The following is a 14,714-nucleotide window of genomic DNA, read 5'->3' as shown; positions in this document are numbered from 1 at the left end:
CTGTGGACAGGCCTGTGGACAGCCTGTGCGTGGTCGCGCGACCTGGTCACAACCCGGGACCGAGCTTGGGGACAAGCTGTGGACAACTGTCTGTGGATGGAGAAGATCCGCAGGTCAGAGGGTGTGGGTAAGCTGTGGAAGAATTCACCCTCACCCGATGCGGCGTGTCGCGCGTGACCGTCTCCTCGGCGTGTCGTGCCCAGGGTGTCACAGCTCGCTGTCCACAGCCATTCGTGGGCGCACTGCTGCAAACGAGCGAAAGCTCCGCCCGACCAGGCCGGGCGGAGCTTTCGGGTGAATCAGGCGGTGGCCACGACCTCGAGGTTGAGGGCGACCGACACGTCCGGGTGCAGCCGGACGTTCACCGAGTGCTTGCCGGTGGTCTTGATGTGACCGGCGGTGTCCACGGAGCGCTTGTCCAGGACCGGACCGCCCGCGGCCTTGACCGCGGCCACGATGTCGGCGGTGGTGACCGAGCCGAACAGCTTCTTCGAGCCGGCGGCGGCCTTCGCGTTCAGCTTGATGGCGCCGAGACCGTCGATGGCGGTCTTGACCTCCTTGGCGTGGTCCAGGTCGCGGATCCGGCGGGTCTCCTGGGCCCGGCGGATCGTGCTGACCTGCTTCTGCGCGCCGCGGGTGGCCAGGATCGCCAGGCCGCGGGGCAGCAGGAAGTTGCGGCCGTAGCCGTCCTTGACCTCGACGAGGTCGCCGGGGCCGCCGAGGCCGCTGACGTCAGCGGTGAGGATGAGCTTCATCAGTGCACTCCCCTGCTCAGCGCGCGGTCGAGGTGTAGGGCAGCAGCGCCATCTCGCGCGAGTTCTTCACGGCGATGGCGATGTCGCGCTGGTGCTGGCTGCAGTTGCCGGTCACCCGACGGGCGCGGATCTTGCCCCGGTCGGAGATGTACTTGCGCAGCAGCGTGGTGTCCTTGTAGTCGATCAGGTTCGCGGTCGACTTGTCCTTGCAGAAGACGCAAACCTTCTTCTTGGGCTTGCGCACAGGCGGCTTCGCCATGGGTTACTCCTGTGTATTACGCGTGAATGAGGTCGGGGGGCGCGTCGCTCAGAACGGCGGCTCGTCGGCGAAACCGCCGGAGCTGGCCGGAGGCGCGGAGCCCCACGGGTCGTCGGCAGGGCCGCTGGAGGATCCGCCACCGTACCCACCACCACCGCCACCGCCACCACCGGCGCGCTGGACCTTGTTGACCTTGGCGTTGGCGTACCGCAGTGAGGGGCCGACTTCCTCGACGTCCAGCTCAACGACGGTGCGCTTCTCGCCTTCCTTGGTCTCGTAGGACCGCTGCTTCAGCCGACCGGTCACGATGACCCGAGAACCCCTGGTCAGGGACTCGGCCACGTTCTCCGCCGCCTGGCGCCAGATGCTGCAGCGCAGGAACAGCGCCTCGCCGTCCTTCCACTCGCCGGACTGCCGGTCGAGGGTGCGGGGCGTGGACGCGACGGTGAAGCTCGCGACCGCGGCACCGGACGGGGTGAAGCGGAGCTCGGGATCAGCGGTCAGGTTCCCGACCACGGTGATCGTCGTCTCGCCTGCCACCGCGATCAGCCCTTGGCTGCGTCGCGACGCAGGACCTTGGTGCGCAGCACCGAGTCCTGCAGGGACAGCTGGCGGTCCAGTTCCTTGACCGCGGCGGGCTCGGCGTTCACGTCGAGCAGGGCGTAGATGCCCTCGGCCTGCTTGTTGATCTCGAACGAGAGCCTGCGACGGCCCCAGACGTCGACCTTCTCCACGTTTCCGCCCGAGGTGCGGATGACGTTGAGGAACGTGTCCAGAGTCGGAGCGACGGTGCGCTCATCGAGACTGGGATCCAAGATGACCATCACTTCGTAATGACGCATGAAGACCACTCACCTCCTGTGGACTGGCGCGGCCACGGTCGTTCCGTGGCAGGAGGGCCTGTTGCGTCAGCAACCCAAAGAGGTTAACAGCCGAGGGGTACCGGGACGAAATCGGTGCTCAGGCCACGCCGGTGCGGCGCAGCACCCAGGTGCGGACCAGCGCGGCGGTGACCCCGGCCAGGGCCAGCACGGCGATGAGCACGGGTGCCGCCACACCGCCGCCCGCCACACTGGGCAGCGCCTGCGCGCGACCGGCGGTCTGCACCCCGTCGGAGTCCGGGGTGGTGCCGCTGAGCGTGCCGACCTGCGGGGCGTAGCCGGGCACCGAGCCGCCGTAGAGGGCGCCGGGGGACGGGGCGAACTCGCCGGGCACGGCGAAGGGCAGGTTGGTGTAGGAGAACAGCGGGACGCGGCCGTAGTCGTAGGAGCCCGCACCGCCGCCGAACTGGTAGAGCTGCACGCCGCCTGGGGTCAGGCCGCCGGAGGTCGGGAAGTTGCTGCTCGTGCTGCCGGTGCCGCCCCCGCCGGGGGTCGTGGTGCCGCCCCCGCCCGGGGTAGTGGTGCCGCCACCGGGCGTGGTCCCGCTGCCGCCGGGGTTGGGGGTGCCGCCCCCGCCGGTGGCCTTCTGCGAGGCGTCGGCGATGGCCTGCGTGCCGTTCTGGATCGGTGCGGCCGCGGAGTTGACGCCCTGCACGGTCACGCCGCAGCCCGCGGTCAGCGCGTTCTGCACCCCGCCGACCAGCACGCCGATGACCGGGCCGAGCAGCGGGATCTGCTTGAGCTTGTCGACCACGGTGGTGGCGATGCTGCCGCCGGTGATGTAGCCGTTGCCGGTGGGCAGCGCGCCGATCGGGATCGCGGGCATGGCCGTGAACGCCTTCTTGAACGGCGCGGCCAGCGGCGGCCCGAGCAGCGGGATCGCGGTGACCAGGTTGGTGATCGGTTCGACCACCGCCGAGGGGCTGAGCGACACCGGTTGACCCGGTGCGCCCTGGATCGAGGTGGCGCAGCTGCCGAGCACGATCGGTTCGGCGGCCGCCGCCGTGCCGGTGCTCGCCACCAGCCCGGCAGCGCTGACGGAGAACAGCACGGCAGCCGCGGTCAGTGCGGTGCCGATACGTCCGCCCATGTTCACCCCTGCAGGTTGACCCGTCGGTAACTTCATGGAGTAAACGACGGTACGTCGCCGAGGTGACGCCTGCCACGGGTATTGAGGGTGGAAATCACTCGGATACCCTCCTGACATGCGCATCGGGGCCCACGTACGCGACGACGACCCCCTCGGCGCGGCGCGCGAGCGCGGTGCCGAGGTCGTCCAGTTCTTCCTGTCCGACCCGCAGGGCTGGAAGGCGCCCAAGCCGCACCCGCAGGCCGAGCAGTTGCGTGACGGGGACCTGACGGTGTTCGTGCACTCCCCGTACGTCATCAACGTGGCCTCGTTGAACAACCGGATCCGCATCCCCTCCCGCAAGGCGGTGCAGCAGCATGCCGAGGCCGCCGCGGCGGTGGGCGCCAAGGGCCTGGTGGTGCACGGCGGTCACGTGACCAAGGGCGAGGACCCGGCAGAGGGACTGGCCAACTGGCGCAAGCTGTTCGAGCGGCAGGCCGACAGCGGGGGCTTCGCGGTGCCGGTGCTGATCGAGAACACCGCGGGCGGGGACAACGCGATGGCCCGCAAGTTCGAGATGCTGGCCAGGCTCTGGGACCAGGTCGGCGAGTTCGGCGCCGGGTTCTGCCTGGACACCTGCCACGCCTTCGCGGCGGGCGAGGAGCTGCTGGGCATCGTGGACCGGGTCAAGGCGATCACCGGCCGGATCGACCTGGTGCACCTCAACGACTCCCGGGACGAGTTCGACTCGGCCCGCGACCGGCACGCCAACATCGGTGCGGGCACTATCGACCCGCAGCTGCTGGTGGCCGTGGTCGCCGCGGCCGGCGCGCCGGTGGTCGTGGAGACGCCCGGTGAGGGCCAGGCCGCCGACATCGCGTTCCTGCGCGAGCACCTCGCCGGGTGAGAGGGGCCGCGCTGGCCCTGCTCGTCCTGCTCTGCGGGGCGGCCCTGGTGGTGGGCTACGGGAACAAGGAGCGCTGCACCGGGCCGCGGTTCGACGCCCAGGGGCGGTCCGAGCCCAACTACGAGGTCCGCCGCTACCGGGACGTGTGCTACTCCGACATCCAGCAGCTCTGGCTGGGCCGTGAGATCGACAAGCACGTGTTCCCGTACGTCTCGGGCAGCCTGGACGCCGAGGGGCACCTGCTCGGCGGTTCGGTGGAGTACCCGGTGCTGACCGGCATGCTGATCTGGGCGGGCGCGTACTTCGCCAGCACCGACGGCCAGTTCCTGTTCTGGTCCGCGCTGCTGCTGGCCCCGTTCGGGCTGGCCGTGGGCTGGCTGCTCGGCAGGATGGCGCGCTGGCGTGCGCTGATGTGGGCGCTGAGCCCGCCGCTGGTGCTCTACGCCTTCCACAACTGGGACCTGCCCGCGGTGGCCTGCACGGTGGCCGCCCTGTACTTCGCGCTGTGGCGCGGCAGGCCGCTGGTCGCCGCCGCCCTGCTGGGTTTCGGCTTCGCGTTCAAGATCTACCCGATCATCTTCGTCGCCCCGCTCGCGCTGTACGTGCTGGCCGCCAGCCCCTCCCGGCGGGACCTGCTCGGCGCGGTGCGCGTGGTGCTCACCGCGGGGCTGACCGCGGTGCTGGTGAACCTGCCGTTCGTGCTCGCGGGCCCGGAGGGCTGGGCGGCCTCCTTCCAGTTCCAGCAGCAGCGCCCGGTGGACATCACGGCGAACTCCTTGTGGTTCTGGGGTTTCCGCCCGTACTCGGACCCGAGCTCGCACGGGTTCCAGGCCGCGGTGAACGCCTGGTCCCCGCTGCTGGTCGTGCTGTCCTTCGCCGTGGCACTGGCCGTGGGCTGGTGGCGCTACCGCCGCGAGGGCGTGTACCCGCTGCTGCCGGTGTGCGCCTCGATGCTGTGCGGTTTCCTGCTGCTGTACCGGGTCTTCTCCCCGCAGTACACGCTGTGGCTGCTGCCGTTCTTCGCGCTGGTGCCGGTGCGCTGGGGCTGGTTCGTCGGCTTCCTGGTCACCGACCTGGCCATGGGCATCGGCATCTTCCGCTGGTACTACTCGATCCAGGTCGGCCTGCCCAACGACGCCTACACCAACCTCGCCGAGCAGGCGGTGGTCGCCGGGGTGTGGGGCAGGGTCGCGCTGTTGACCGCTTTGTTCGGCGTGTTCCTGAAGGCCAAGGGCAAGACCCCCGTGGAGAAGCCAGAACCGGTACTGCGTGAGCCGGAGTTGGAGCCGGTCGGCGTCGCGTGAGCGTGGCGCTGTGCCCGGGTGCTGGACGTCACCCGGTTGGCGGATCCCGCCGACTCATCGCTGCCGAGATCGTGAAGGTGCCGCCGCCGCGGAGGGAGTTCTGCACATGAATCGCAGGCTGCTCGCGATCGCCGTGGGGGTCGCGCTGGAGCTGGTGCTGTCGCTGGTGGTCGGCGGGGTGGCGCACTCCGCGCCGCGCGACGCCTGGGTGGGCACCTGGGAGGCCGCGCCCGCCAACAGCACCGGCGGTGACAGCGGCTACCCGAACTACTCGATCCGCAACGTGGTGCACACCAGTGTTGGCGGTAAGCAGGTCCGGGTCAGGCTCTCCAACAAGTACGGCACCAAGCCGCTGCCGCTGGGGCACGTCACGGTCGGCGTGCAGGCCAAGCCCGGTACCCCGGAGGCCGTGTCGACCAAGGACGTGACCTTCCACGGGGCGCTGTCCACCACCGTGGCCGTCGGCGCCGACGTGCTCAGCGACCCCGTGCCGCTCGCCCTGCCGCCGAGCGTGAACCTGCTGGTCACCACGTACGTGCCCACCCCGTCCGGGCCGGTGACCTTCCACCCGCTCGCGTTGCAGACCTCGTTCTTCACGCGCGCCGGTGACCACGCGGGCGACACCTCCGGAGCGGCCTTCACCGAGCGGACCACCGTGTGGCACTACGTGACCGGGGTCGACGTGCTCGGCCCGGCAGCGGGCAGCGTGGTGACCCTGGGCGACTCGATCACCGACGGGGCGGGCTCCACCGCTGACGCCAACCGGCGGTGGCCGGACTTCCTCGCGCAGCGCCTGCTCGGGCAGAAGCGGCAGCTCGGGGTGCAGAACGCGGGGATCAGCGGCAACCGGATCCTGCTCGATGGCGGCAGCGCGGGCGAGGCGGCGCTCAAGCGCTTCGACGAGGACGTGCTGTCCAGGACCGGCGTGCGCACCCTGGCCATCCTGGAGGGCATCAACGACATCCAGCAGACCCCGCACGAGACCGACCCGTCCAAGATCGAGAACGGGCTCGCGCAGCTGGCCAGGCGGGCGCACCAGCGCGGGCTGCGCGTGGTCGGCGCCACGATCACCCCGTTCCGCGGCTGGGGCTCCTACACCGACTCCCTGGAGGCCGTCCGGGTCGGCGTGAACCACTGGATCCGCACCAGCGGGGTCTTCGACTCGGTGGTCGACCTGGACAAGGTCATCGCCGACCCGGCCGAGCCCAGGCAGATGCTCAAGGCGTACGACTGCGGTGACCACCTGCACCCCGGCGACGCCGGCTACCAGGCCATGGCCAACGCCTTCGACCTGAGCAGGTTGTAACTCAGCGCTGGCTCGTGTCGGCGGTGGCCATGCCCAGCTCCGCGCAGGCCTTGAGCAGGAGCTGGTCACCGCTGGCCACGACCAGGTCCGGCACGTCCAGTTGTTCGGCCGATGCGCAGTGCACGGCGTCGTAGCTGCGCAACGCGAGTTCGTGCGCCAGGACACCGGCTCTGCGCACGACCATTTCGGACACCTCGACCAGTTCGAGTGCGTTGTGCAGCAGGTCCAGTGACGCGAGCGCGCCCGCGTGCGCCTGCGCGTCGAGCCTGCCCAACCGCCGGGCCTGCGCCAGCGCCGCCGCCGCCTCGACGTAGCTCAGTTCCGAGGAGAGCACCCGGTCCGCCACCTCCCACAGGATGGTCGCGGTCGGGGTGCCCGGCTCCCTGGTCAGCAGCGGGACCAGTGCGGAGGTGTCGAAGTAGCAGATCATCCGCGCTGCTCGCTGACCAGCTCGCTGACTGGTCCGCTGGCCTCGACGGGGGTCGGCAGGCTGCGCCGCCGTGCTTTCGCCGGCCGCACCACTCCCTGCGCGATGAGGCGGTCGATGGTGGACGGCTGGTGCACCGGGACGATCTGTGCGATGGGCCTGCCGTGCTCGGTGACCGTGATCGTCTGGCCTTTGCGCACCTCGGCCAGGTGGCGGCTCAGGCTGTCGCGCAGCTCGCGGATGCCGATGTCCATGACTTCCCACCTCATTGCGGCCACATTGGTCACGTAAATGTAGCCACCGCAGGGCGGCTCGTCCACCTGACATCATCAGGGCATGACCGCTCCGGCCCCGACCGTCTTCCGCGCGTTCCGCAGGCTCGCCCTCTCCGTGTTCTGGCCCTGCCTGCTGTTCACGGTGGTCGGCCTGTTCATGCTCCAGGGCGCGCCGGTGACGCCGACTCCGTACGGGCTGGGCCCGCTGCTCGCCGCGGTCATCGCGGCGGTGGTGGTGCTGCGGGTGGTCGACCGCAGGCAGGCCCCGGCGCGCAAGCCGGACCGCAAGGGTGTCGTGGACATGGCCCGGTCGATGTTCTTCGCGCGGCTGGTCGCGGGCGAGCTGGTACTGCTGTCCGGGCTGGTGCTCGGCTGGCTCGCCCGCGACCTGACCCCGCTGGTCGCGGGGCTGGCCTGCATGCTGCTGCTCTACACGTGGCTGCTGCGCACCGACAACTTCCTCGGCGCGCTGCGCGGGCTGCTCGACCCGGTGGGGGCCGGTCAGCTCACCGACGCGGTGGTCAAGCGCGCTCGCTGACGGCCGAACACCACGCGGTCCCTGGCCCCGTCCAGGAAGCCACCGCAGGGATCGTCGTCCCCGGTGCGGCGCACCAGGTCCAGCTCGGGCCGGTAGATCTCGCGCAGCACCAGCAGGCACAGCCCCAGCACGGCGAGGTCACGCAGCACGACGGTGCCCAGGAACGGGTCGGCGGGCAGCCCCTTCTTGTCGGTGCCCAGGTAGAAGAACATGCGGGGCACCCAGACCAGCGCGTCGATGGTCATCCACGCCAGCAGCGGCTTCCACCTCGGCACGGCCAGCACCGCGAGCGGCACCAGCCAGAGCGAGTACTGCGGGCTCCACACCTTGTTGGTGAGCAGGAAGGCCGACACGACGAGCAGGCACAGCTGGGGCAGCCGGGGCCGGGTCGGCGCGGACATGGCCACCCAGCCGATGCCCACGCAGCACAGCACGAACAGCGCCGCGCTGACCGTGTTCAGCACGGTGGGCACCTGGTTGGCGGCCAGCGAGCCGTCGAACCCGGCCCAGCCGGTGAAGTACTGCACCACGTTGTAGAGCGAGTCCGGGTCCACCCCGCGCTCGGTGTTGAGCCGGAAGAACTCCCGCCAGCCCGCCGGGTACAGCAGGTAGATCGGCAGGTTGACGGCCACCCACGTGATCACCGCGGCGGCGGTCGCGCTCAGCCCGTGGCGGAGCTTGCCCGAGCGCCAGCACAGCAGCAGCAGCGGTCCGAGCAGGAACAGCGGGTACAGCTTGGCGGCGCCGCCGAGCCCGAGCAGCACCCCGGCGAGCACCGGTTTCTTGCGCGCCCACGCCAGCATCCCGCAGGTGGCGAACGCGACGGCGATCGTGTCGAAGTTGGTGAACCCCTGGATGATCACCAGCGGGGAGACGGCGACCAGCGCGGTGTCCCACACCCGCCGCCGGGCCATCCGCATCACCGCCCATACCACCGCCAGCCAGGCCAGCGCCAGCCAGAACGCGATGAAGTCGAAGTAGACGACCACCGTCATGCCGCTGGGCAGCCAGCCCGAGGAGGCCAGCGTCACGTAGCTCTGCGCGAGGCGCGCGTTGAACCACTGGAACAGGCCGGTCAGCACCGGGTACTCCATGTACCGGACGTGCTCGTCCGGCTTGCCCTGGTTGTCCACCCAGGAGGTCTTGTACGGGAAGGTCTGCGGCTGGTCCAGGCGCTCGGCCGTGTAGAGCGGGATGATGTCGGAGTAGCACATCGCCACGTACTGGCGGTTGCCGCTCCAGTCCAGTTGCAGCACGCCCTTGTCGTCGCGGAAGGTCTGCACGCACGGCGACTTCTGTAGCCAGCCAAGCGCCAGCGTGACCACCGCGAGCAGCAGGATCACCCGCGCCGAGGTCCAGAACCACTGCCTGCCCACCGAGGCGTGCCTGCCAAGCGGGCCGCCGAAGGGCCTGCTGAGCTGTCTGGCCAGCGACTCGGTCCAGGTCGGCGCCACGCGCTCGTCCGGGCTGAGCGAGGCGGTGTCCTCGGTCGGCGCGGTTCCGGTGGGCTGCACCCGCTTGACCTGGGGCTGATCGACCTCGGGTTCGGTGGACACCCGGTGGATGCTACGGGCAACCGGGTGTGCGCGGGGTCAGCCTCCCTGCGGATCGCGGCGTTCTTCCCCTTCCGCGCAAGCCCGCGGTCGCGGTTGTCGGCCGGGCACAACGCCCGCGCGGCCACGCGGGCGTTGTGCTGCTGCGCCCTCCTTGCCGCTGACCGAGCCGTGCGAGGTGATTCGGTGCGGACCGGCCGGTCCCAGCGGTGGCTACGGGTGTGGGAAGCCCGTTTCGCCCGGTTCGGTGATGATCGTCTTGGGCGGGGTGGTCGTCCGGCTCGGCGTGGTCGTGGTGGTCGTGGTGGAGCTGCTCGGCGCGCTCGGGATCGTGGTGTCCGAGGTCGGGTTGGTGGGCGGCGGCGGTGAGTCGTGCGTGGTGGTGAAGGTCGCCGTGGGCTGCACCTGCTCACCGATCGGCTTCGCCGCGGGGAACGGCTCGTTCGGGATGTTCGCGGCCTTCAGGTAGTTGCCCATGAACTGCTGCCAGATCTTGCCGGGCAGCCCGCCGCCGAAGATCGGCTTGCCGTCCTTGTCCCGGATCGGCTCGGTCTTGTCCGCGCCGACCCAGACCGCGGCCGAGACGGTCTGCGTGTAACCCACGGTCCAGGCCTTGGAGTTGTCGGTGGTGCCGAGGTCCTGGGTCCCGGTCTTCAGGCCGGTGGCCCACGGGCCGTTCAGCCGCAGCCCCCACTGGCTCGCGCCGTCGACCAGGGTGGCCGTGACGTTGCGGGCGATCTGCTGGTTGCGGTTGGCGTCCGAGCCGTCGAAGGCGGGCTTGCCGTCGTCGGGCCGCTCCACGGCGTGCCCGTCCGGGTACACGATCTTGGAGACGAAGTGCGGGGCGCGCTTGGTCCCGTCCGCGGCGAAGGTCGCGTAGGCCGCGGCCATGTCCAGGGTGCGCACCACGGTTTCGCCGCCGCCGATGGCGATGTTCAGGTCAGGGGTGCCGCCCGAGGCGCCCACCAGCAGCTTCTTGCCGTCCACCTCGTCGGGGATGCCCGCCTGGTGCGCCGCGTCGGCCACCGCCCTGGTGGTGACCTTGTTGTAGACCAGGTTCACGAAGGTCGTGTTGATCGAGTACAGCATCGCGTCCTTGAGCGTGCACATCGGCTGGCACGGGTAGCTGCTGCTCGCGTTGACGAAGTCGCGCACCCCGTCGACCTTCTGCGGTGAGGTGGAGTCGAACCGGGACCCGATGCCGATGCCCTGCTCCAGCGCGGCGACCAGGTCGAAGGGCTTGAAGGCCGAACCAGGCTGTTGCAGCGACTGGGCGTAGTCGAAGTTGCCCGCCTCCTTGTTTCCCCAGTACGCGGTGACTCCCCCGGTCTTCGGGTTCACCGCGACCAGCGCCTGGCGCAGGTTCGCGGGCTGGCCGCTCATCACGTCCTGCACGGCCTTCTCCGCGGCGTCCTGGGCCTTCGCGTCCACCGTGGTGTAGATCTTCAGCCCCTGCCGCTGCACCTGCTCCTCGGACAGCCCGTACTGCGGTCCGGCCAGCTCCGCCATCACCTGGTACTGGATCGCCCTGCGCGGTCCCTGGAGGGCGGCGGGCTCGGTCTTCTCCAGGTCGACCAGCTTCGGCGGCTCGGCGAACTTGGCCCGGTCCGCCGCGCTCAGCCAGTTCTTCTCCACCAGCTGGGTCATCACGTCGTTCCAGCGCTTGGTCCGGTACGTGGTGTCCTCCGAGCGGCTCGGCCCCTGGATCATGCCCGCCAGCTGTGCGGCCTCGGAGGCGTTGAGGTCCTTGAGGTCCTTGCCGAAGTAGGCCTGGGCCGCGGCCTTGATGCCGTACGCCCTGCGGCCGAAGTAGATCGTGTTCAGGTAGGAGGTGAGGATCTCCTGCTTGCTCTGCTGCTGGCTCATCTTGACCGCGGTGACCAGCTCGGTCCACTTGCGGCCGAGGCTGGCCACGTCGTTGCCGGTGGCCTGCTTGATGTACTGCTGGGTGATGCCCGAGCCGCCGCTCTGCCCGCCGGTGGCCTGCAACCACAGCGCGCGCACGATGGCCTTCGGGTCGAAGCCGGGGTTCTGCTCGAAGCTGGCGTCCTCCGCGGCGTACACGGCGTGCTGGACCGGGTCCGGGATGTCCGAGTAGGTGATCATCGTGCGGTTGCCCTCGGGCGCGAGGTCCACCATCTTGTCGCCGTTGGCGTAGTACAGCGTGACCGTCTGCGACTGGCTGGCCGCCACCACCCGGGGATCGGGCACGGTGACCAGGAAGTACGTGATGGCGAAGGCCACCAGCGGGCCGAGTACCGCCAACCCGGCCACCACGTAGCCGATGCGGCGGACCCTGCGCCAGGTCTTCTTGCGGCGGAGCCCGCGCTCCTGCTCGCTGGGCTCCTCCTCGGCCACCGGCTCCTGCACCGAGGTCGGCTCGGGCGGCAGGTCGTGCCCGCGGTGGGTGATCAGCTCCGGCTCGGGCTGGTGCGGCTCGGACTCCTGCGGGATCAGCTCGGTCCGGTCCCCGCCCTGCGGCAGGCGTTCGGTGCGGCCCTGCGCGTCGGCCTCGGGCAGCCGCTCGGTCCGCTCCTGGTCGGGTCGGGGGACCCGACTGGTCGGTTCCTCGTGCTGGTCGCTCACCACTGGCCTTCCGGATCGGGTCAACTCACCGTTGAGTAGACGTTGACGGCGCGGCCCGCGTTGCCTGGCTCGCCGATTGTGGCCCCGACCGGCCTGGTTCGCACCCGGACGAACGACGGCGGGGTGGTCGCTCGTGCGACCACCCCGCCGGATGCCTAGCCCGTCTGACCGCCCGGTGGCTGTATACCGCCGCCACCCGGCCCCGGTTTGCTCTTGGTCGTCGTGTCACAGGGGAAGCCCGGGAAGCACGGGGTCGTGGTGTCCGTCGGCTTCGTGTGCCGTGAGGAGGTCGTGGTCTCGGTCGGCTCGCTGGGAGTCGTCGTGGTCGTCTGGGTCGGTTCGGTGGTGGTCGTGGGCTGCTGCGTGGTGGTGATCACAGAGGTGCCCAGGCCGGTGTACTTCGAGAACTGCTGAACGGGCTGCCCCTTGAGGTAGTCGTTCATGTACGCGTTCCAGATGTACGCGGGCTCCTCACGGCCATAGATCGGGTAGCCCTTGGGCGGTCCGAACCGGTTGAAGTAGTTGCCCTTGATGGGCCCGGGCGCGTCCCGGTTGCCCACCCAGACGGCCGTGACGACCTGCGGGGTGAAGCCCACCATCCAGGCGTTGGCGTTCTCGCCGGTGTCCAGGTACTGGGCGGTGCCGGTCTTCGAGGCCACCGGCCGGTTGCCGTCCAGGCTGGCGCAGTGCACGCCGGGGCCACCGCAGGAGTGCGCGGCCACGTCGGTCATCGCCTCGGTGACGTTGCGGGCCAGCTTCGTGTTGTGGTCCGAGTCGTTCGGGTCGAGGGCCTGCTTGGGCTGCAGGTCGGCGTTGGTGCTGGTGTTGTAGATCTCCGTACCGGTGCTGCTGGTGATGTTCCTGATGAAGTGCGACTGGATCTTCACGCCGTTGTTGGCGATCGTGGCGTAGCCCTGCGCCATGTCCCTCGGACGCACCGGGTACTGGCCCAGCGCGATACCGGTCTGCACGTTCTTCGCGGCGAGGGTCTGCGGGTCGTACTCGGTCAGGCTCGGCACGCTCTTGTTCTCGCTGCCGACCAGCGCGAGCTGGTGGTCCGCGATGCCCGTGGCCAGCGCCGCCTTGCGCACGTTGGACGGACCGGTGTCCAGGGCCATCTGGTAGAAGACGGTGTTCACCGACATGGTCATGGCCGTCTTGACCGTGCACTGCTTGCCGCAGTTCTCGCCGTCGGCGTTGTGGATGGTGACCTTGTCGGGCCCGTCACCGAACTTCAGGTTGTCCGAGCCGTCGTAGGTCGAGGCCAGGCCGATCTGCGGGTTGTTCTGCATGGCGGCGAGCAGCACGAACGGCTTGAACGAGGAACCGGGCTGGTTCGGGAAGTTCGCCATGTCGTAGGACCAGTTCTGCGGGTCGTCCCCGCCGAACCAGGACACGATCTCCCCGTTGCTCGGGTTGATCGAGACCAGGGCGCTGGCCAGCCTCGGGTTCGCCTTGTTCGCCTCCATGATCTTGTGGACGGCGTCCTCGGCCTTCTTCTGCGCGTTCTTGTCGATCGTGGTGTAGATCTTCGCGCCCTGCTTCTGCAGCGTGTCCCGGTCCAGCTTGATGTTCGGGTCGTTGGCGGCCTCGGACATGACCTGCTTCAGGATGAACTGCTCGGGACCGCCCAGGGCGCCGCCGCTGTCGGAGGTGTCCTTCACCGGGGTCGGCGGGTTCGGGTACTTCGCCCTGTCCGCGGCGGAGATCCAGTTGTTCTCCTGCATCCGGCCCATGGTGATCTTCCACCGGTTGCCGGTCCAGCTCGGGTCCTCGTTGTTGAGGGGTACGTTGATGCAGCCCGCCAGCCACGCCGCCTCGGACGGGTTGAGCTGGCCGACGTCCTTGCCGAAGAACGCCTTCGACGCCGCCTGGATGCCGTAGGCGCCCCGGCCGAAGTAGACCGTGTTCAGGTACGCCTGGAGGATCTGGTCCTTCGACTGCTGCTGGCTCATCTTGATCGACTTGACCAGCTCGGTGAACTTGCGGACGTAGGTGTGGTCCTCGTTCAGCGTCGCCTTCTTGACGTACTGCTGGGTGATGCCGGAACCACCGCCACCGTTGCCGGTGATCTGTCCCCACACGGCGCGCGCGATGCCCTTGATGTCGAAACCGCTGTTGGTCTCGAAGGTCGGGTCCTCGGCCGCCTCCACGGCGTGCTGCACGATCTTCGGCACCTGGTCGATGTTCACCATCGTCCGGTTGCCGCCCTCGGCCGCGCCCAGCGTGGCCATGGTGCTGCCGTCGGAGTAGAGCAGCGTCATCGTCTGGCTCTGCGAGGCCGCGACCGCGACCGGGTCCGGCGGGTTGAGGGTGAAGTAACCGATGATGAACGCGATCATCGGCCCGATGAAGCCGACGGCGGCCAGCACGTAGCAGGTCCGGCGCACCCGGCGCCAGATCTTCTTGCGCTTGAGCTTGCGCGCCTCTTCCTCGTCCATCACGTACTCGTCGGGATCCACGTACTCACCCGGCGGCAGGTCGTGCTCGCGGTGTGTCATGAGCTCGGGTTCACGCTGGAACTCCTCGTGGACCGGCGGCAGCATGTCGGTGGCGTCACCGCCGGGGCCGCGCCTGGGGCCACCGGGGGCCATCGGCGGGCGCCCACCGGGCGGGCCGGGCGGCGGACCGCCCTGGGGGCCGCCGGGGTAGCCCCGAGGAGGCCGTCCACCGGGACCGCCCTGCCCACCGGGACCTGGCCCCGGGTAGCCGCGTGGCGGCGTGTTCGGTCCTCTGCCGGGCGGCTGCTGCGGGGGGACCGGAGGTCGTCCGCCGGGCACACGACCGGTCGGCGCCCCACCCTGGGGCGGTCCGCCAGCAGGTCGCGGGTCGCGCTCACCCGGCCAGACCGGCT

General features: G+C 69.9%; 14 protein-coding genes. 4 read left to right on the top strand and 10 right to left on the bottom strand.

Features of this window, described 5'->3' with window-relative positions:
* Nucleotides 1-299: 299 nt before the first annotated feature.
* From rplI to KALB_RS48975, 5 genes are all read right to left on the bottom strand, one after another.
* Complete coding sequence (gene rplI / locus KALB_RS43120) at nucleotides 300-758, bottom strand: 50S ribosomal protein L9 (RefSeq protein ID WP_025361894.1); 459 nt, start codon at nucleotides 756-758, stop codon at nucleotides 300-302.
* A 13-nt stretch (nucleotides 759-771) separates the two neighbouring features.
* Nucleotides 772-1,014, bottom strand: coding sequence for a 30S ribosomal protein S18 (gene rpsR / locus KALB_RS43115; RefSeq protein WP_025361893.1), 243 nt, complete (start codon nucleotides 1,012-1,014; stop codon nucleotides 772-774).
* A 48-nt stretch (nucleotides 1,015-1,062) separates the two neighbouring features.
* Nucleotides 1,063-1,554, bottom strand: a complete 492-nt coding sequence (locus KALB_RS43110; protein ID WP_025361892.1) for a single-stranded DNA-binding protein — start codon at nucleotides 1,552-1,554, stop codon at nucleotides 1,063-1,065.
* 5 nt (nucleotides 1,555-1,559) lie between these two features.
* Complete coding sequence (gene rpsF / locus KALB_RS43105; protein ID WP_081790073.1) at nucleotides 1,560-1,856, bottom strand: 30S ribosomal protein S6; 297 nt, start codon at nucleotides 1,854-1,856, stop codon at nucleotides 1,560-1,562.
* Between the two features lie 118 nt (nucleotides 1,857-1,974).
* Nucleotides 1,975-2,985 carry a hypothetical protein gene (locus KALB_RS48975; protein WP_042223215.1) on the bottom strand — a complete coding sequence of 337 codons (1,011 nt, stop codon included), beginning with the start codon at nucleotides 2,983-2,985 and terminating at the stop codon, nucleotides 1,975-1,977.
* Between the two features lie 115 nt (nucleotides 2,986-3,100).
* Here KALB_RS48975 and KALB_RS43095 point away from each other — a divergent pair, with 115 nt between their 5' ends.
* The 3 genes from KALB_RS43095 to KALB_RS43085 all read left to right on the top strand — a co-directional run bounded on the left by KALB_RS43095 (nucleotide 3,101) and on the right by KALB_RS43085 (nucleotide 6,481).
* Nucleotides 3,101-3,871 (top strand): deoxyribonuclease IV, encoded by a 771-nt coding sequence (locus KALB_RS43095; protein ID WP_025361890.1) that lies wholly within the window; start codon nucleotides 3,101-3,103, stop codon nucleotides 3,869-3,871.
* Nucleotides 3,868-5,175 (top strand): glycosyltransferase family 87 protein, encoded by a 1,308-nt coding sequence (locus tag KALB_RS43090; RefSeq protein ID WP_025361889.1) that lies wholly within the window; start codon nucleotides 3,868-3,870, stop codon nucleotides 5,173-5,175. Before KALB_RS43095 ends, KALB_RS43090 begins: the two co-directional genes overlap by 4 nt.
* Before the next feature lie 106 nt (nucleotides 5,176-5,281).
* Entirely contained in the window at nucleotides 5,282-6,481 is a 1,200-nt protein-coding gene (locus KALB_RS43085; protein WP_025361888.1) for an SGNH/GDSL hydrolase family protein, read from the top strand.
* Between the two features lies 1 nt (nucleotide 6,482).
* On the opposite strand, the gene KALB_RS43080 is transcribed toward KALB_RS43085, so the two are convergent.
* Both KALB_RS43080 and KALB_RS43075 read right to left on the bottom strand, forming a co-directional pair.
* Nucleotides 6,483-6,911: a type II toxin-antitoxin system VapC family toxin gene (locus KALB_RS43080; protein ID WP_025361887.1), complete on the bottom strand. Its 429-nt coding sequence runs from the start codon at nucleotides 6,909-6,911 to the stop codon at nucleotides 6,483-6,485.
* Complete coding sequence (locus KALB_RS43075) at nucleotides 6,908-7,162, bottom strand: type II toxin-antitoxin system Phd/YefM family antitoxin (RefSeq protein ID WP_025361886.1); 255 nt, start codon at nucleotides 7,160-7,162, stop codon at nucleotides 6,908-6,910. Before KALB_RS43075 ends, KALB_RS43080 begins: the two co-directional genes overlap by 4 nt.
* Before the next feature lie 82 nt (nucleotides 7,163-7,244).
* On the opposite strand from KALB_RS43075, the gene KALB_RS43070 reads away from it, so the two are divergent.
* Entirely contained in the window at nucleotides 7,245-7,721 is a 477-nt protein-coding gene (locus KALB_RS43070; protein ID WP_025361885.1) for a hypothetical protein, read from the top strand.
* On the opposite strand, the gene KALB_RS43065 is transcribed toward KALB_RS43070, so the two are convergent.
* The 3 genes from KALB_RS43065 to KALB_RS43055 form a co-directional block, all read right to left on the bottom strand.
* A complete protein-coding gene (locus tag KALB_RS43065; RefSeq protein ID WP_025361884.1) occupies nucleotides 7,685-9,277 on the bottom strand; it encodes a glycosyltransferase family 87 protein in 1,593 nt (530 codons plus the stop codon). The genes KALB_RS43070 and KALB_RS43065 overlap by 37 nt on opposite strands.
* Nucleotides 9,278-9,487: 210 nt before the next feature.
* Entirely contained in the window at nucleotides 9,488-11,860 is a 2,373-nt protein-coding gene (locus KALB_RS43060) for a transglycosylase domain-containing protein (RefSeq protein ID WP_148309880.1), read from the bottom strand.
* A 155-nt stretch (nucleotides 11,861-12,015) separates the two neighbouring features.
* Nucleotides 12,016-14,454, bottom strand: a complete 2,439-nt coding sequence (locus tag KALB_RS43055; RefSeq protein WP_025361882.1) for a transglycosylase domain-containing protein — start codon at nucleotides 14,452-14,454, stop codon at nucleotides 12,016-12,018.
* Nucleotides 14,455-14,714 lie beyond the last annotated feature (260 nt).

The sequence above is a fragment of the Kutzneria viridogrisea DSM 43870 genome (assembly GCF_000525635.1).
GTDB lineage: Bacteria > Actinomycetota > Actinomycetes > Mycobacteriales > Pseudonocardiaceae > Kutzneria > Kutzneria viridogrisea.
The sequence above is the reverse complement of the archived record's forward strand: the minus strand, read 5'-3'. Positions and strand labels throughout refer to the sequence as shown.